The 16,898-nt window shown below is 60.1% G+C and carries 17 protein-coding genes and 1 pseudogene; 8 read left to right on the forward strand and 10 right to left on the reverse strand.

What is annotated here, in order from left to right; all coding sequences use genetic code 11:
* Positions 1-82: 82 nt before the first annotated feature.
* The 4 genes from BB934_RS39100 to BB934_RS39115 all read left to right on the forward strand — a co-directional run bounded on the left by BB934_RS39100 (position 83) and on the right by BB934_RS39115 (position 3,998).
* Complete coding sequence (locus BB934_RS39100; protein ID WP_157934600.1) at positions 83-493, forward strand: cupin domain-containing protein; 411 nt, start codon at positions 83-85, stop codon at positions 491-493.
* Positions 494-602: 109 nt separating this feature from the next.
* Complete coding sequence (locus tag BB934_RS39105; protein WP_099515076.1) at positions 603-1,574, forward strand: NHL repeat-containing protein; 972 nt, start codon at positions 603-605, stop codon at positions 1,572-1,574.
* Between the two features lie 212 nt (positions 1,575-1,786).
* Entirely contained in the window at positions 1,787-1,936 is a 150-nt protein-coding gene (locus BB934_RS47970) for a hypothetical protein (RefSeq protein WP_157934601.1), read from the forward strand.
* Positions 1,937-2,699: 763 nt separating this feature from the next.
* Positions 2,700-3,998 (forward strand): ISNCY family transposase, encoded by a 1,299-nt coding sequence (locus BB934_RS39115; RefSeq protein ID WP_099513774.1) that lies wholly within the window; start codon positions 2,700-2,702, stop codon positions 3,996-3,998.
* Positions 3,999-4,069: 71 nt separating this feature from the next.
* Here the strand turns inward: BB934_RS39115 and BB934_RS39120 are convergent, their stop codons facing one another.
* The gene (locus BB934_RS39120; RefSeq protein ID WP_157934602.1) at positions 4,070-4,363 is read right to left on the reverse strand and encodes a hypothetical protein; all 294 of its coding nucleotides are present in this window, start codon (positions 4,361-4,363) and stop codon (positions 4,070-4,072) included.
* Positions 4,364-4,482: 119 nt separating this feature from the next.
* A complete protein-coding gene (locus tag BB934_RS39125; RefSeq protein ID WP_099515635.1) occupies positions 4,483-4,803 on the reverse strand; it encodes a hypothetical protein in 321 nt (106 codons plus the stop codon).
* A gap of 762 nt (positions 4,804-5,565) precedes the next feature.
* On the opposite strand from BB934_RS39125, the gene BB934_RS39130 reads away from it, so the two are divergent.
* Entirely contained in the window at positions 5,566-5,757 is a 192-nt protein-coding gene (locus BB934_RS39130) for a hypothetical protein (RefSeq protein ID WP_099515079.1), read from the forward strand.
* Between the two features lie 706 nt (positions 5,758-6,463).
* Here the strand turns inward: BB934_RS39130 and BB934_RS39135 are convergent.
* On the reverse strand, positions 6,464-6,895 hold the full coding sequence (locus BB934_RS39135; RefSeq protein WP_099515080.1) for a hypothetical protein: 432 nt from the start codon (positions 6,893-6,895) through the stop codon (positions 6,464-6,466).
* Between the two features lie 564 nt (positions 6,896-7,459).
* Here BB934_RS39135 and BB934_RS39140 point away from each other — a divergent pair.
* The gene (locus BB934_RS39140; protein ID WP_099515081.1) at positions 7,460-7,825 is read left to right on the forward strand and encodes a hypothetical protein; all 366 of its coding nucleotides are present in this window, start codon (positions 7,460-7,462) and stop codon (positions 7,823-7,825) included.
* A gap of 15 nt (positions 7,826-7,840) precedes the next feature.
* On the opposite strand, the gene BB934_RS39145 is transcribed toward BB934_RS39140, so the two are convergent.
* The 3 genes from BB934_RS39145 to BB934_RS39160 all read right to left on the reverse strand — a co-directional run bounded on the left by BB934_RS39145 (position 7,841) and on the right by BB934_RS39160 (position 9,122).
* Positions 7,841-8,098, reverse strand: coding sequence for a WGR domain-containing protein (locus BB934_RS39145; protein WP_099515082.1), 258 nt, complete (start codon positions 8,096-8,098; stop codon positions 7,841-7,843).
* Entirely contained in the window at positions 8,098-8,370 is a 273-nt protein-coding gene (locus BB934_RS39150) for a hypothetical protein (protein WP_099515083.1), read from the reverse strand. The genes BB934_RS39145 and BB934_RS39150 overlap by 1 nt, the downstream gene beginning before the upstream one ends.
* Before the next feature lie 425 nt (positions 8,371-8,795).
* On the reverse strand, positions 8,796-9,122 hold the full coding sequence (locus tag BB934_RS39160) for a hypothetical protein (RefSeq protein WP_099515085.1): 327 nt from the start codon (positions 9,120-9,122) through the stop codon (positions 8,796-8,798).
* 472 nt (positions 9,123-9,594) lie between these two features.
* Here BB934_RS39160 and BB934_RS39165 point away from each other — a divergent pair, with 472 nt between their 5' ends.
* Positions 9,595-11,373, forward strand: a complete 1,779-nt coding sequence (locus BB934_RS39165) for an adenylate/guanylate cyclase domain-containing protein (RefSeq protein ID WP_162299270.1) — start codon at positions 9,595-9,597, stop codon at positions 11,371-11,373.
* Between the two features lie 5 nt (positions 11,374-11,378).
* On the opposite strand, the gene BB934_RS39170 is transcribed toward BB934_RS39165, so the two are convergent.
* The 4 genes and pseudogenes from BB934_RS39170 to BB934_RS39190 all read right to left on the reverse strand — a co-directional run bounded on the left by BB934_RS39170 (position 11,379) and on the right by BB934_RS39190 (position 14,539).
* Positions 11,379-11,804 carry an MAPEG family protein gene (locus tag BB934_RS39170; RefSeq protein ID WP_099515087.1) on the reverse strand — a complete coding sequence of 142 codons (426 nt, stop codon included), beginning with the start codon at positions 11,802-11,804 and terminating at the stop codon, positions 11,379-11,381.
* A 669-nt stretch (positions 11,805-12,473) separates the two neighbouring features.
* Positions 12,474-13,466 (reverse strand): IS481 family transposase, encoded by a 993-nt coding sequence (locus tag BB934_RS39180; RefSeq protein ID WP_099515088.1) that lies wholly within the window; start codon positions 13,464-13,466, stop codon positions 12,474-12,476.
* A gap of 61 nt (positions 13,467-13,527) precedes the next feature.
* A pseudogene (locus BB934_RS39185) lies at positions 13,528-13,692 on the reverse strand (IS6 family transposase); the annotation flags it as partial.
* Positions 13,693-13,897: 205 nt separating this feature from the next.
* Entirely contained in the window at positions 13,898-14,539 is a 642-nt protein-coding gene (locus BB934_RS39190; RefSeq protein WP_099515089.1) for a PRC-barrel domain-containing protein, read from the reverse strand.
* Between the two features lie 647 nt (positions 14,540-15,186).
* Between BB934_RS39190 and BB934_RS39195 the strand changes: the two genes are divergently transcribed.
* Positions 15,187-16,863, forward strand: a complete 1,677-nt coding sequence (locus BB934_RS39195) for an ABC transporter ATP-binding protein/permease (protein WP_210422185.1) — start codon at positions 15,187-15,189, stop codon at positions 16,861-16,863.
* The last annotated feature ends 35 nt before the right edge of the window (positions 16,864-16,898 follow it).

Here is a 16,898-nt window from a genome sequence, read left to right on the forward strand (position 1 = left end):
CGAATGTCATCCCTTCGGAGCTTTTATTTTCCTGGGACTGGGCGCATCCTCTACCGATCCGCAGACCCCGAAGGAGGTTGCTATGGCCGGCAAATTCACCTTGCGCGCGGATGTTCAACCGGACGTCTTGGATTGGGGTCAGTTGCGCATGCTGAGCCATCCGCCCTCCACCGGCGCGAAACAACTCACCATCATCGACGGCGATATTTCCCCCGGTAAGGGCCATAACTTCCACTACCATCCTAATCAGGAAGAGATCCTGTACGTCGTCTCCGGCACAGTCGAGCAGTGGCTCGAGCGCGAGAGGCGCACCCTTGGCCCGGGTGACAGCATCTTTATCCCGCCTGGGGTCGTGCATGCCTCGTTCGCCATCGGTGCCGATGAGGCAAGAGTGCTGGCGATCTTTGGCCCGTCTGTCGGCGATGCAGGGCTTGAGATGGTTGACGTCTCAGGTGAGGCGCCTTGGAGTGGATTGAGAGCTAACGCAACCTAATAGCAACTGCGTTCCATAAAGGCAATTCTGCGAATTACGGGACCACAGTGATATAATCGGTCCAACAGGGCATGTCTTCCAGGACAACATTCCCTCCGGGAGGGAGAGAATGAGCACAGTCAAGACGCTGATTTTGCTGCCGCTTCTAATCCTGGTTTCGCTGGACTTGAGCTTCGCGGCAGAAGAGCTGCCCACTACCAACCTGACCATTCAGGCGGAGGTCCCTCGCGCCGGCGATTTCATGGGATTTGGGTTCGACTCCCTTTGGATGATGGCCCGGCCTGCCGATCCAACCCTGGGCGGCGGACCTCTGGTCCGGGTGAACGTCGCGGACAACAGCGTCACCGACATCCAGCTCAACAGTTACGGCAAGTATCGCGCCATGGGCATCGGCGAAGGCGCGGTGTGGGTGCCCGCCTCGGGACGAGGACTGATCCTCAAAATCGACCCCAACACCAACAAGCTGGTTCAGGAAATACCGGCCCGGATGGTCAAAAGCGAGGGGAGCATCGGTGTGGGTGAAGGCGGGGTCTGGGTCGTGACCGCCGCTGAGTCCAGTGCGACCAGGGACACCGTTCTGACTCGCTACAATCCCAGGACTGGAGCTGTTGAGGCAAATATCCCGCTCCCTTCAGATAGCACTGGTGTCGTGGTCGATTTCGGCTCGGTCTGGGTCACTGGGTACGAGAACGACGAACTCTACCGGATCGACCCCAACAGCAATGCCGTGATTTCCACCATCAAGCTCAATGACCAGCCGCGCTTCATCACGTCTGGCGAAGGTTCGATCTGGGTGCTGAACCAGGGTGATGGCACCGTTCAGCGGATCGACGGGAAGACCGGCGAGGTGCAGGCGACAATTGAAATCATAGGGCCGTTGGATGGTGGCGACATCGTTTGCGGAGGCGGTTACGTCTGGATTAGCGCCCTCGGAACACCCGTTGCACAGATCGACCCCAAGACAAACACGCTGGTCCGCCATTTCACTGGATGGGGTCCCATGGGCGATGCCATTCGGTACGGTGCGGGCTCACTCTGGGTTTCGGGGAAAGCCATCCACCGAATACAGCCGCCAGACTAAAGAAGGCGTGAGCAGCACGATAGGGATGCCTTTGTGGGCTCCCAAGGAGGATCGGCGTCCAATCGCATCCAGTTCCATAAACGGCTTATCGGAAATTCGCAGACTTCCTTGGCTGTGCGCGACAGAGGTCTCAATCGGGAGTAGAATGGCCGGAGTAGCGTTTCCTGACGCTCTGACGAGCGCCGCCTGCCCATCATGAGGGAGAGCGGCCTATGTCTCTCAAGCTTGACCTCCTTGCGGTCGTCTTCCTGGTCGGTCTCGATCCGTCCACCCAAGCCCACGACATCTACTCGCATTTGAGGGACAGGTTCGGGGCAGTTGTTGCAATGAGAAGGATTGTCGACCGGCGCCTTACCGGATGACAGCGACCAGGGTGCAAATGTTCGTCGATGGCGAGTGGATCGTTGTGCCAGACTTTACGATCCAGTATCGAGCGCTGCTCGGTGACACGGGTGAAACAGCCGGGCGGCATTGGTGCGGGCGTATCCAAGATGGGAATGGCTACAGGCTGGGCTATGCAACCCGCTGTGCCATCCTACCGCCAAACGCTACAGCGATTTTTGAACCAGCGTTCGCCCTTCGTGAACGCCGCATCCAGCCTATTCCCTAATGACAATTATGCGAAATTACTCGCCGGTTTTCGCGCTCGCTACCAAGCCAAAGCTCCAACGAAAAAGGGCCGCGCTCGGTCTTGCAGCCCTCAATCGTCGTGCGTGGTAGCGCCTTCCGATAAGGCCTGGCACACGCCGTTGATACGCTGCTCCCCCACCATGCATTGTCTTTCCTGAGGGCCAGGCGCCGCGAACGTAGGCCCGAGCCCAGCGAGCAAGAACCCAGCAAGTGCGATTCCGTATGCCTTGATCATCGGCCTTCTCCGTTGGCGATGATTGGACTTTGAACCACGTTGCAGACGGGGACTGTGCACTGCGTCACACCGGCGAAATTCTTTATTTTTGTGGAGCCGCACATGAGAAAGGAGTTCAGCCTCGCGACGAAGCGACGTGCACCGGTTCCATACTGGGCATTATGCGAATTACGCGTGTAGACGCAATATAGAGATGACACCCCTCTGCAAAGTTCAAATGGCACTCTCCTGCTTTTCGGGGCTGCAGGAGGACGTGCCGTATGACGGTGGTGTCGATGAGCGCCAAGGAGTTTTCCCGGCTGGATGTGCTGATGGATTTAGAAGCCCGTCGGGTGACCGTTCGGGACGCTTGCGGCCTGCTCCGGCTCAAACGCCGACAGGTCTTCCGGCTGTTGAAGGGCTTCCGGCAGCATGGAGCTGTCTGCCTCGTGTCGAAGCGGCGCGGCCAGCCCGGCAACAACCGGCTTCCCGCGTCAGTCCGCGACTTGGTCATGACGATCATCAAGGAGCGCTATCCAGACTTCGGTCCGACGCTGGCTACTGAGAAGCTGCGGGAGACCCATGGTTGTCCCGTGTCCCGAGAGACGGTCCGCAAATGGATGATCGAAGACGGTCTGTGGCTGGATCGCCGCCGACGCCTTCCTTCGGTTCATCAGCCACGCAATCGCCGGGAGCGCAGGGGCGAACTGATCCAGATCGACGGCTCCAAGCATTGGTGGTTCGAGAACCGTGGCCCACAATGCACGCTTCTGGCTTATATCGATGATGCCACCAGCCAGCTCATGCATGCGGCTTTCGTGCCCTCGGAATCCACCTTCGATTATCTGCGTGAGACCCATCGATACGTCGCAGCCCATGGCCGCCCGATCGCCTTCTATTCCGACAAGCACGCCATCTTCCGGGTCAGCAACACAGCGGCGGACGGCGGCGACGGCATGACCCAGTTCGGACGCGCCCTGCATGAGCTCAACATCGACATCCTCTGCGCCAACACGCCGGCTGCCAAGGGCCGCATCGAGCGCTCGTTCGGCACGCTCCAGGATCGCCTGGTCAAGGAGATGCGGCTTGCCGGCATATCGACGATCGAGGCAGCCAACGCCTTCCTGCCGGGGTTCCTGGCCGATCATAACCGGCGTTTCGCCAAGGAGCCCATCAGCCCCTCGGATGCGCACCGTCCGGTGCCGCAGGACATGGTGCTGGAGGATATCTTCGCCTGGAAAGAGGAGCGCACCGTCACCCGCAATCTGACGCTCCAGTACGACAAGGTGCTGTTCCTGCTCGAGCCCACTGAGCTGACGCGCCCTCTCGCCCGCCAGCGTGTGACGGTGATCGACTATCCGGACGGACGGCTGGCGATCCGGCACAACGGGGTCGACCTGCCATACCGCACCTATGACAAGCTGCGGCGGGTGACGCAGGCGGCGATTGTCGAGAACAAGCGCCTGAGTGAGGTGCTGGCCTATGTGGCGCAGCGTCAGCAGGAGCGGGACGAGCAGCGCTCGGCCAAGGCGCCGCGCCGGCGGGGGCAGGGTGAGCGTCACATGTTCAAGACACCGTAAGGCGCCCCGGCGGAGCAACCCCGACCAGCTCCGCCGGGGCGCCCTCCCCAACCGGTTTTAGACCCAGGGTGTCATGTCAACTTTGCACGCGGAGTGCCATTTCTGGATTGCGCCGAGAACGCGCACCATGTTGCCTGCAGCATCTCACCTACTTTCTGCTCTTCAGGTGGTGCGACACGGGCGAGGGCCTCCCGGATCACTTCCGCCATCCTGGGTTCGATCCCCTCGACCTGCTCGAGCCGGTCAGCAATATCCACGAGTTGCTCAAGGGTCCGGATCTTCTCCCGCTGAAGCACGTCCCAGGCGACGGGAGGCAGATAGAGACCGCCGATGGGCCCTGCGCAGGTGTCGTAGAAGCGAGGCATGGGACGCTCCCTGTTGATGGGCGCGCCAGTCTCCCGAGAGATCAGGAAGGCGGGAAAGCGACGCAAGAAGAAACGGAGCGCCAACGGCTCGCAGCCGATGGCGCTCCAAGAGGTAATGGTTAGCCCTGGACGTTAAACATGTCGGCGTCCTGGTGCGTGAGCGCGAAGGCGTCACCACCATCGCCGAAGAGGCCGGGGCCGCCCACAGCAGTGGTGTCGGCCACCTGCGTGATCGGGCTGGCATTCACGTTAAGGTCAGGACCGTAGTCATAACCACCACCCCACGGGAAGTGGTTGTCGCCCAGCTGGATGTTCGAGCTGTCGGCGTGCTGGCTCGTCACCGCGGTGGCATCGCCACCATCACCGAAGATGCCGGGTCCACCAACAGCAGTCGTGGTAGCAACTTGAGTGATCGGGCTGGCATTAACGTTGAGGTCCATGAGATAATCCTCTGCAAGTAAGTGTTGCGCTTCATACCGCCTGAGATGCGTTTCTCTGTCGGCGATGATTGGACTTTGAACTACTTTGCAGACTGGGACTGTGAACTGGATCACACAGGCGAACTTCTTATTTTTTGTGGAGCCGCGCATGAGGAAGCGACCGCTGTTGCGCAGTCCATGAGCCTTGCCACGCGAGGAGGCCTATTCCCCAGAAGGGGGCGTCACCCCTCGTGTGTGCGTAAAGATGCAGCGCACTACGGTTCAGCCTCGGGCAAGGGCGCCCCGCGCAGTGCTCAAGGATTTTCGCGGATAAAGCGCCTGTGTGAGCTGGCTCACAGTTTTCGAGCCAGAGAAGGGTTAGATTCAAACCATCCTATCTAGCAACTCAAACGCCCCAAATCGCGACTGGGGCGTTACTTTTTGTCGAGTTCCATAAACGGCCTTCAGCGAAATTCGGCCCTCCAGCCGAAAAGGCAACGCCGGCGCGATGGGGGTTGAAGAACCTCCCAATCGGCCGGCGTCGGGGCCTCGCTATCAGAGCAGTCTCACAGACCAAGCCATGAGAGGCCGCAGACCTCATATTAGCCGTTCAGGCGGTCGCTCCAAAGCTATCCTTTGGCTTATACCACCTCTACCACCTCCCCGATTTTCTGCGCGAAATGCTCAGTATGGAACGTGGGCAGGAGGAAAGGCCTCGCACACGAGACTCCCTCTACCGCTCCATCTCCTGCCTCTGAGACAATGAGGTCAGGAGGATCTCCAATGACATTCGAGGATCGTTTTCGGCTCGCCAAGATCGACTGGCTGAAGTTCAGGATTGCGCTGTGGAAACGGAAGGCTGACGAGGAACCGGCTTTCCGGTGGGCTTATGAGCTGAGGGCCGAGTTCTACGAGGCCGACCTGCGTGAAGAGCTGGCGCATCTCAATCCTACGCGCATCTCGCAGATCAGATAACTCGGCTCCCGCTTCACCCGGATCTGGCTCAAGGGCGTGGTCTGCTCGATGTATCGATGGTGACGCGGTTTCCGGTGATCGGATCGAGAATGGTCATGGGCAGCCCCCTCCCGTTCAGGCATATAGCAAACGCTGCATACCCGACTTCGGTCAGCTTGTATTGAAGGTGTGGTTACAGGACAGTTACCGCGGCGGGTGGAGCCTTCTAAACAGAGCCCCTTGCGGCGACCGCTGCACGGCCCTTCTGAGTGATCACAGCCACGTCCCTGTTATCACTGCTCACTGTCGCGTATCCGCTGCTGAATAACCGATGCAGCGTTGAGGTGAGCGCGATGCGGGAATCCTCATGCGTCCAGGTATAGTCATCGGCTCGCTGTGAACGGTAAACGCGGTGAGCGGCTTGCTGGTTGAGAAGCCTAAGCGTGCGCAGTTGCGCCTCACTGATGGTCATTCGTACTGCCCCTAGCCTAGTATTGTTTTTGTTGAATGCTCTTAAAACGATACACGCAATGTACTAGGAGGGTCCTAGGAGGAAAGAAAAAGCCGCGCTTAGGGTCTACCCCCGAGTTCACGGCCTTGATCCTACATCCGCCCCCGCTCAATAGGAAGTTTATCTTTTAATATATTTGTTTTCTTACCGCAATTGCTTGATCAATGCTTGTGATCGTATGGCGATTCGGAGTTAACCAAAAGGTAGTAATTAGGCTTAAGCCCTTTGGCCTAGATAGGCGCGTTCAGGCGCAAGATCCCTCGTCGCAAAAGTTAATCCTTGATGAAACCGAGGTGGCACGAGCGCGTCGCTGCCTATCACCGGCCCAATTCTGCCCCACGGGTCGGCACCTTCGAAGCGCCCCTTGCGGGACGCTTTTTCTTTGGCCGCCTCGCTCGAACAATGCTTCTCGAGCGAATGCTTTATGTGCTGGCTCGCGTCGCCAAGCGCGAGCAGCCGCTCTGTGGCATCGGCAATGAACAGGTGCCAATAGGCATCGGCTTCCCGCTCAATGGCCGCCCGGCGCTGTTCCTGGGTCATCTTGATCCGAAACCACGGCGTGGCCTCGATCCGCTCGCGCAACAGGGCGCGAGCCATGGATTCAATGAAATTGTTGCCCGCACGGGTCAGAGGTTTCTCGCCTACCAACGGCCAAAAGAGGCCATCGTTCGCTGGTCCACACACGGCCTTCCGCGAAATTACGCAGACCGTGCGTGCGGTGAGGTATGACCTTTCGGCGCCCAGATCTGATCTGCTAAAATTCCAAGTTGCGCCTTGTGGTCCGGATCGGGGGTAAGCATGGACACGGTGGCGAGATGGGCTTGTGAACTGATCGGCTATTCAGGCTGCAATATGTTGTCACCGAGTGATGTGGCCTTGTTCGCCTGGGCGACCACAATGGTTGGGCTGGTCGTAGCGGTACTGCTCGTCGGCTTTGTGCTCGGACGGCACTCACGTTAGCCCAAGTGCCTTATTCACCGTTCCATAAATGGGCATCTACGACACCGCCCTTTCTCAGACATCAGTGAACTGCCGCGGTTGCTGGCCGGGCGGTCACAACTCGTCCGAGGAATGGACTTCGCTTCTGGAGGTAGCTTGTCGGATCCCGGTGGTCTATCCTTCACGTCGCCTGCCGTTCCTTGACTCTATGGCAGGCTCTTGCTGCGCCACAACGCAAAAGGCGCCGTTCATCCCTCCAAGGGAGGGTTTGACATGCACACAAGGATCCTAGCTGTCTTTGTTGTTTGCGTAGCCGCCTCAGCTCCGGTCACTGCCGGTGAAATCAAGGGAACCGGCGACCCCATCGCGCACCGCGAATCGACTGGCCAGTCGGCCTGCCGCTACTCGGGCCTGAACGACGGCTATTTCGGGGATCCCACAGCCTCGCGCACGCAGTCCTTCGGCCAGCTCATGCGCCAAGGCGGAAGGGCGGAGTACGATGGGCCGACTCCAGGTGAGGCCTGCAATCCGACGAGCGAGTCCGACGAGGAGCCCCACCCGCAGGAAAAACCTTTTGCGATGGGAGCGGTCGGCCGGTCTGGCGATCTCAGTTGCGTCCTGTCACGCCGGCAGGAATGACCGGATCGGCCAGCGTCATAGGTCGTGATACCCTCGCTGGCGTTTCGCCCCGGCCAGCGCTTCGAGCGCCTGGCCGGCCTCCTTCTCGCTCGCGAAGGTCGCGACGAGCTCCTGTCCGTTCGTGCCGATCCGGCCCCAGTTGCGCACCGGACGGATGGTCCCGAACAGGTCCCGTTCGATCATCAGGCTGTAGAAGCGCCGGATGCCCTGCTCCGGGTCGATCCGGTGCAGCACCAGATGGTGCCTGATTGGGGACCGGAGGTCGTCAGGCATCAGTCCCCTGATCGAACAGGTTCGCACTCCAGTATGCCATCCTCATCGAAAACGACCTTGGCGAGCACATAGGGTGGACCGTTGAACCATCCTTCGAGTTCGGCCTCGTCCTGCGTGAGATACCGTCTGACTGGGTGTCCATCGACAATGGTCCTGGTTTCAACCAAGTCGATCCTGATCGCCACGATAGTACGGGTGCCAATATCCGTGCAGCGCCAGCGGCCCACCAGAGTCGTAAACTCGCAGCCGATCTTGAAATCAGAGTGATTCATAAGGCTGTTCCCCGGTTTCAGAATTCACTCCGTCCTTCCCTCACCCGCCTCGGCTTTGCCGAATGCCCCGTTCGGGACGACGCGTCAGGCATTCGGTAGTCGAGGCAGTGGCATCCAGCCGCGGATGTGCTGATCGAAGTAGTTATGGGTGCCGTCGTGGTCCGCAAAGACGCGCCAGCAGCTTACTTCACTGATGTCGTCTGTTTCCCAGACGCCGACTGTGACCGGATAGGTTGGTGGGGCGTCGCTATCCTCAATCCATAGGATCACGGGTGTGCCATTACGCGGCGCGGCACTCACATCAAGCCACCTGATCACTCTTGTTCCTCCATCCTTCCAGAACCTAACTCTGCCCTGCCCTCAACCGCCTCGGCTCTGCCGACTGTGAGGCAGCGAGCACCAGCCGATAATGTGCCCGGAGTTCGTCAGGCATGGCGCGGGTATTGCTTCGGCCGTGTCGAGAGATAGTGCCGATATGTCTCGATCATGCGCGCGGTTGCTGTGCTCCTGTCCGTCTCAGTCCCGTTAGCCGGCAAGCGATAGGCCGGGCCGGGTAGCGACACTGTCATGGACCATTGCCAACGACCGGAATTGGGGCCGCCGTCGACCAGGGCGACGGTGCCGATAATCTCGTCGCCTTCGGTCGGGTTAAAGCGCGGGAAACGCACGTCCGGATCGAAGGCAATGAAGGCCTGGTCGTGCCATCTGGCATCCGGATACACGTTGGCGGTTTTCATCCAGTAGATCGACATTCCACGGTTCTCGTTTCGCTATGCGATTTCATCAAATGACCGGCTCTGCCGATAGCCCTGCTTTGTGTATCCAAGCAGTAGAGATTGCTACGGGCAGATAATGATTTTGCTTACCTCTAACCAGCCCATTTAAGGTCACGCTAAACCCGTGACGTACAACCCTTATGCATGCTTCGGCTCCCTTTGGGCGTCCGCCCGCAGCAACGCCATGATGGGGTCAGCGCAAGGTGCGCCGGGAGACCGGCAAGGAGTAGATGGTGCCAAAGGCGATCGAAGTGGCACCGGGCGATCCGGGTTTTCTATCCCATTAAGCTCAAGGCTTGCGGGACGGGGGCCTGCTGGAGTGATCATCGGCACCGGACTTCCTGCCTTGGAGGAGAAGAGGGAAACAATCCCGCCCAATAAGGCCGAGCCAGTGGACATCGGCGGAACACCAGCACAAGCTCCTTCTGAGTGGCATGAGAACACGCCCATGGCCGATCCAACGCTCAGGTCACAGCGGCGGCTCGCAGTTGTCGTAGCCGTTGACGTCGTCGGCTCCTCCCGTCTCATGGAGCAGGACGAGCCAGGCACACTTGCGGCCATCCACACGGTCTTCTCGGACATCATCGAACCCGCCGCGGCGCAGCATCAGGGGCGCTTGGTGAAGACCATGGGCGATGGGGCGCTTCTGGAGTTCGCCAGCCCCGTCGAGGCCGTGCTGTGTGCAGTAGAGGCCCAGGCGGCCGTCGGTGACCTTGCCCGGCAGCGGCCTGACGGCGAGGACGCGGTTCAGCTTCGGATGGGGATCAACCTGGGCGACGTCGTGCTGGACGAGGACGGCGACATTCTCGGGGACAGCGTGAACGTCGCCGTCCGCCTCGAGAGCGTGGCCGATCCCGGCGGCATCTGCATCTCCGGCAAGGTGTTCGACGAGCTTGAGGGCAAGCTGTCCCTGCCGTTCGAGGACCTGGGGGAGCAGCGCCTCAAGAACATCGCACGGCCCCTCCACGTCTATGCCTTGAAAGCCGCGGACATCTCGCCCCGCGAGCCGACGGCCGCCCGGCCGAGCCAAAACCAGACCGATAAACCTTCCATTGCCGTTCTCCCGTTCGCCAACCTGAGCGGCGACCCCAGCCAGGAGTACTTCGCTGATGGCATCACGGACGACATCATCACGGCCCTTACGAAAACCCGCTGGCTGTTCGTCACATCCCGCAGCTCCTCCTTCGCGTTCAAGGGCAAAGCCGTCGAGACAGAGCAGGTCGCCCGTCGCTTGGGCGTTCGCTACATCCTCAGTGGCAGCGTGCGCCGGAGCGGCTCCCACGTCCGCGTCTCGGCCCAACTCACCGAGGCGGAGACCGGCGGCTCCATCTGGGCTGAGCGATATGACCGCGACATCGGCGATGTGCTGGTGCTCCAAGATCAGATAGCAGAGGAGGTCGCGGGAGCCATCGAGCCCGAACTCCTCAGGAACGAGGGGCAGCGCGGGGCCGAGCGCTCCCGGAGCCTGACCGCCTGGGATCTCGTCCGGCGGGGCATGTGGGAGTTCCACAAGATCAGGCCCGACTCGCACCACCGCGCCCGTGAGCTGTTCCTGAAGGCAATCGAGGCCGAGCCTAACTCTGCCGATGGGTACATCTGGCTGGCGCGGATCGAAGCCGGTCTTGCCGCTTACGGATGGGGGAACGATCCCGAGGCCGGTCTGCGGAGCGGGATGGAAGCCGGCCTGAGGGCCGTCCAGCTTGATGAGAAGAACCCCTACTCGCATTATGCCGTGGCCGTGACCCATGTCTTTGGCGGCGAGTACGAAACCGCCATTCGAGCCGCTCGGCGCGCCATCGGCCTCAGTCCCAGCTTCGCCCTTGGGTACCTGGTCCTCGGGGTTGCCTATCTGAGTACCGGTCGCCTGCGGGAGGCGATCGAGTCGCTGGAGCATGGGCTGCGCCTCTCGCCCTTCGATCCGCAGAACTTCACGTGGCTGTTCCTGTTGTCCGCAGCCTACACCTTCTCCGGAAATGCCGAGGCCGGGCTGAGCACTGCATGCCGGGCCCTGTCCGTGCGCCCGCACTGGATCCCCGCCCTCAAGATGGTTGCTCTGTGCTGCACGCGACTTGGCGACCGACAGCAGGCTCGTTCCGCGGCATCACAGGTCCGATCCGCCGCCACGGAAGGCAATCTTGCTCGATTGATCCCGTCCCCCGATCCAGCTTGGATCGATGAGATCGAGCAAGCGATCCGGGATGCGTTGGGGAACGGACGAGATCGCTGAGCCCGCTATCCAATCGCCGAGACTGCGACGGCTGCGGCCATTGCAAGCATGCCGAGTGCCTGCACGAAGAAGAATACGAACCGGACCGAGGCGGCAACCTCGGAGGGGGTGCAAGCGAGATGGACTGTCGTTTGGCAGACCCGCGCGACCAGAATGGCTCCGGCCAGCAGGTCTAGGAAGCGGCTGTTCTCCCCGGAAGCGGTGGCGCAAAGGACAATTGCGGCAAAGACTGGCAGGTTCTCGACGCAGTTCATGTGCGCTCTCATGGCTCGCCGATACCAGTCGCTGCCTTGGGGCTGGTCAGCTTGCCATTCAGAGATCCTCACCCGTCCTGTTAGGATCCTCGACCATCGGTAGACACCAACGGTTCCGAAGAGCACGAGCAGCGTCCAGACCGCAAAGCCGAGGAGTGCCCATTGCGGGATCGTCATCGAACCCCTCCGCACTCGGATAGGTGGTGTCGTACTTCTTAGCGGGTTTGCCTCTTGGCCGCCACACCCGGAAGCTGAACCCGACCTAATCGACCTGCGGGCGTTTCCCTGCAACCTCCAGCAAAAGCCCAACCAATCACCTTTAACATCTGAAAGTCTGCTCAGGGTGTGCGCCGTGACAAGGCGACGCTTTCCAGTGGGTGCAAGTCCCACCCGGCCACCGCTCCAGCCGGAAGCAACCGGAGCAGTCATGGAGGTAACGAAATGGCTGAAGCCTTCGGAGAGCGGGTCACGAATTGGTGACCGCGCGAGTGTGCAGGCCGCAACGTGAGTGAACGCTGAGCAAGCCTCGAAAAGGACGATGTGCAGGCCGACCCGACAACCCTTTCGGGGAAGGCTGATACGGCTGGGTGAATGAGCAAAGAGTACGCCCAGGCGCTGCACCGGGGTAGTGGCGGCAGCATGGACACAAGGAAAGCGCACGCAACACGGGAAGCCCCAGGACGTGGTCAGGGATGACCAACCGGAGGCCCGCGAGGGACAGGCCGGGCGCCCTGGGGTGGCGGAGAGGTCCGTAGTACCGCTGAAGCCAGTCAACGCTGGTCGAGGAAAGGGACCTCAGTTCAAGACAGACGCAAGACGTGGTGAGGGACCTGGAGATTGGCCAACCTAGATGTTCGGTCCCAAGGTGTGGTGTGTCGGATCAATGATGAACCGATCTGGCTGCTCGGTCCAGGTTTTGCAGATGTACTCGTAGGGGGTGAGGCCCCGTAAGGTCTTGAGCCGCCTGGCATGGTTGTAGGCATCCAGGAACAGCTGCAGGTGATGCCGGAGCTGGTCGTGGCTGTCGTAGTAGTAGCGCCTGACAGTCGCGTCCTTGATCGTGCGGTTCATCCTCTCGACCTGACCATTGGTCCAGGGGTGACGCGGCTTGGTCAGGCGGTGATCGATGTCATTCTGGGCACAGGCGTACTCAAAGGCATGAGCGCGGAAGATCTCGCCTCGTTCCATGGCTTCTTTGATCAGAGGGGCTGCCGAACTGGTGTTGCCAGGCGTGGTGAAGTGGGTGCCATTGTCGGTGAGCACGGTGTGCACCTTGTACGGCGCCGCCACGATCAGCGCGCGCAGAAAGTCAGCAGCGACTTGTCTTGTGGCTTTCTCATGCAGTTGAGCGAAAGCGAACTTGCTGGTGCGATCAATGGCCACGAACAGGTACAGCCGCCCTTCCTCCGTGTGCACCTCGGCGATGTCGATGTGGAAGTAGCCGATGGGATAAGCCTTGAACTTCTTCTTGGCCGGCTTGTCACCGGTCACCTCAGGCAAGCGGCTAATACCATGGCGCTGCAGACAGCGATGCAGGGATGAGCGGGTCAGGTGCGGGATGGTGGGCTGGAGCGCATAAAGGCAATCGTCCAGGGGCAGCAGCGTGTGACGGCGGAAGGCCACCACGACGGCTTCCTCCTCCAGCGTCAGCACGGTCGAACGAACCTGCTTCGGGCCCATGGGCGCATCGCGGAGGCTCGCGCGCTTGCGCCATTTCTGCACGGTCGTGGGGCTGATGCCGTAGCGCCGGGCCAGAGCTCTTACGCTTTCTTGACCAACTTGGATTGCGCGACGAACTGCCTCTGTCGTGGTGGCGCTGCCGTGGAGAAGCTGTCCCATAAGCTGTCCCTCCAAGAAGAGATGATCGTATCACCACTTCGTGGGACTGAACATCTAGCGCCCACTGCCGGACGGTTTCGTGGCTGACCAAGTTACCTCGGGCAGCGGGCACCTCCTCGACCATGCGCAGGCTCAACGGAAATCGGAAGTACAACCAGACGACATAGCTGATCACCTCAGCTGGGAAGCGGTGACGGGCGTAGTGAGGATGAGGGGTCGATCTCATTCCCTACCTATGCCAACATCCCGTCACCTCCAAGTTAAGCTGATGGTGCCCCTACCGTGTCAAGCACCCGACTAGGATTGGGAGGCTGTCTCGCCGCAAATGAATATATGCTCCGGCCGATTGATGCACCATAGCAAGTTAAAGCATGCGGGAAGAGGCCGAAACGCAAAACCGATCAAGCCCATCGGTTGTTGTTCAGCCTCATTCAGGGCCTTTGAGTTGCCGGTGGAGCAGGAGCGGTGGCGCCTGAACTCTCGATGTTCGAGGAGCTGTCACTCACATTGTCCCGGAAGGCGGGAGCGCTCTGGAGTTGCTCTTTGGTCATCGTCAGAATGAGGCGGTCTGGAATCCCATTATCATGCCGTGCAGCTGCGCTGGTCGCTGGAGGAGATGTGCCTGTCGCCGCTCCTGGTTGGGCATTAGTGACCGGTGGAGATGGGCTCACCGTCTTGCCCATCAGTGAGGTGTCCTGCGAATCTGCTGCAACGGCCCCAGGTTGAAACAGCAACATCGACATTGGAATGGCGACATCCTTCTCACCAATCCCCAGGAAGCCACCCACGCCGATCATGACCGCCACCACCTGTCCATTGCGATTTATCAGAACATCATTGATCTCCCCGATGTTCTCATTGTTTGCCCCGTACACACGTGTTCCACGCAAGTTGGTTGAGCGAAATTGATCCGGTTGGCGATACTCAAGGAAGACAGGGCCTTTAGTCGCTGAGCCTGTGGGCGAAGTGCCCTCCCCCGCTGAGAGCGGCGGCGACGAGGGAGCCTGCGCGGTCGCCTGTCCAGCCACGATCCAAGAGACCATAAGGCAGACGCCCATGTAAGGCTTGTACATGCGTACTTCTCCATTCGACGCAGCATCATTCTGCACTTGGCGGCCAACAGATACAATCCGCTAAGCAATGGCCCCTATGCTGCGGCGACCGCAGATCCCATAGATATCATACTTGCGCGCTGCAAACCGCATCAGCTCTCTCGTCTGACAAGCATAGCCGTTATTACGATTGGCCGTTGCCATCAACATTGTGATCTCAGGTTTCCTGGAACCTACCGATTTCCATGAGACAGCTCGCCGTCACCTTAAAAAAGCTCATGTGGATGGCGAGGTTGTGCTGTGTGTGGCCGCACGCGATCGTCGCGCATTCGCAGGCGCCCGCAATTTCCGGCCTGCGCAAGCGGGCCTCGGACTGGGGAGCGGGCGACAAGCTGTGCCACGACAGATGCATGCATGAACCAAAGAGCCTGTCGGGCCGCCATAGCCCTCTTCCTGCCGCCGCTACCGGGGTTGAGCAAGAGGCCAATCTCAGTCCGCCGATTGAGACGGTCGAAGCTGTCGAGCAGGCGACCCAGCACGTCCTGAACGCGGAGGCTGACGGACCTCCACGCGGAGAAGGCGTTGCCGAGGATCTCTACCGTATCTTCCGTGACATGTTGCAAGGTCGGACAGGCTGGCCGGTCGTCCGGCTCGTCTTTGCCATTGTCGTGGTGCTCATCGGCAATATGTTCGGGCAGGTTCGGCTGAACGAGTGGAACGGCGCATTCTTCGACGCTGTTGAGAAGCGGAACTCTGTGGCGTTCCTCAACCAGCTCCTTGTCTTTCTCATCATCATCGCCGCCTTGCTGGCACTGGTTGTGGCCCAGACTTGGCTTCAGCAACGGCTCAAAATACGCCTAAGGGAGCGACTGACCCACACCCTTTTCGATAGCTGGCTCCAGCCAGCCCGAGCCTACCAGCTGGGCCACGTTGGTCCTTCCGGCTCCCAAGCCGATCAACGTCTACAGGAAGACTGCCGGCTGTTCTCGGAATTTACCACCGAGCTTGGCGTGGGTATGCTCCAGGCGCTTCTTCTGCTTGTCAGCTTTCTCGGCGTCTTGTGGACACTCTCCTCCTACGCCAGTTTTGAGTTTGAAGGGCGTGAGATCGTGATCCCGGGCTACATGGTGTGGGTCGCTGTCGCTTATGCCGGTATCGGGTCAGGGTTGACGTGGCTCGTGGGCCGGCCTCTCATCCGCCTGAACACCGAGCGATATGCGCGAGAAGCGGACCTGCGCTTTGCTATCGTTCGAGTGAGTGAGAGTGCCGAGAGTATCTCCCTCTATTCCGGGGAACCGGACGAACGTCGCAATCTCAATAGTTTCCTTGACGCTGTCCTCCTGTCGACCCGCCGACTGTCTGGCGCTCTGGCCCGACTGACCTGGATCACGTCGGGTTACGGTTGGCTCGCCATCGTTGTACCGATCCTTGCTGCCGCCCCAGGCTACTTCAGCGGGCGGCTATCTTTCGGCGAGATGATGATGGTCGTCGGAGCCTTCAACCAAGTTCAGGCCGCCTTGCGATACTTTGTCGATAACTACCCCAAAATCGCAGACTGGCGATCGGCCGTGTTGCGACTGGCAGGATTTCGACAGGCTGCGCTTGATCTCGATCGTATCGCGATGGGCACTCGACGCATCGAGATTTGCAATCATCCCGACGGGTGGCTCAGCTTCGAACACCTTTCCATTGCACTGAATGATGGTAGCATCCTCATCGAGGAAGCGACGGCCGAGGTCCGAACCGGAGAGCGCGTTCTGATCATCGGAGTCTCTGGATCGGGCAAGAGCACGCTGTTTCGCGCGATCGCCGGGCTTTGGCCCTGGGGATCTGGCGTTATCCGCACACCTTCTGCCAGTGACATGATGTTTCTGCCGCAGCGGCCCTATCTGCCGCTTGGCAGTCTCCGCTCGGCGATATGCTATCCCGCGGGCCCTGATGCGTTCGACGATGCAACAGTCAAGGCGGCTCTGCACCGGGTCGGCTTGCATGAATTTGCTGGGCTGCTCGATCGCGCCGAGCGCTGGGACAGATCGCTTTCGCTTGGCCAGCAACAGCGTGTCGCCTTCGCGCGCGTCCTTCTTCACAAGCCGAAATGGGTCTTCATGGATGAGGCCACATCGGCTCTTGACGACGATAATCAGGCCTCGATGCTGGCCATATTTACGCAAGAGCTCGCGCGTGCATCGGTACTGTCTATCGGCCATAGGCCCGGCTTGGATCAGTTCCATGCCCGTACACTGCATATCCGCAAGACCGATGAAGGCGCCATTCTGTTGGCGCTCCCGGTTCCTGCGAGAAGCCGATCTTGGCTTCGCTGGCTTCCCCGAAGGCGTGCGAGATAAAGTTAGGGCCACTCGTTTGCGGATCTAACGCCTTT

It is taken from the genome of Microvirga ossetica (genome assembly GCF_002741015.1).
GTDB lineage: Bacteria > Pseudomonadota > Alphaproteobacteria > Rhizobiales > Beijerinckiaceae > Microvirga > Microvirga ossetica.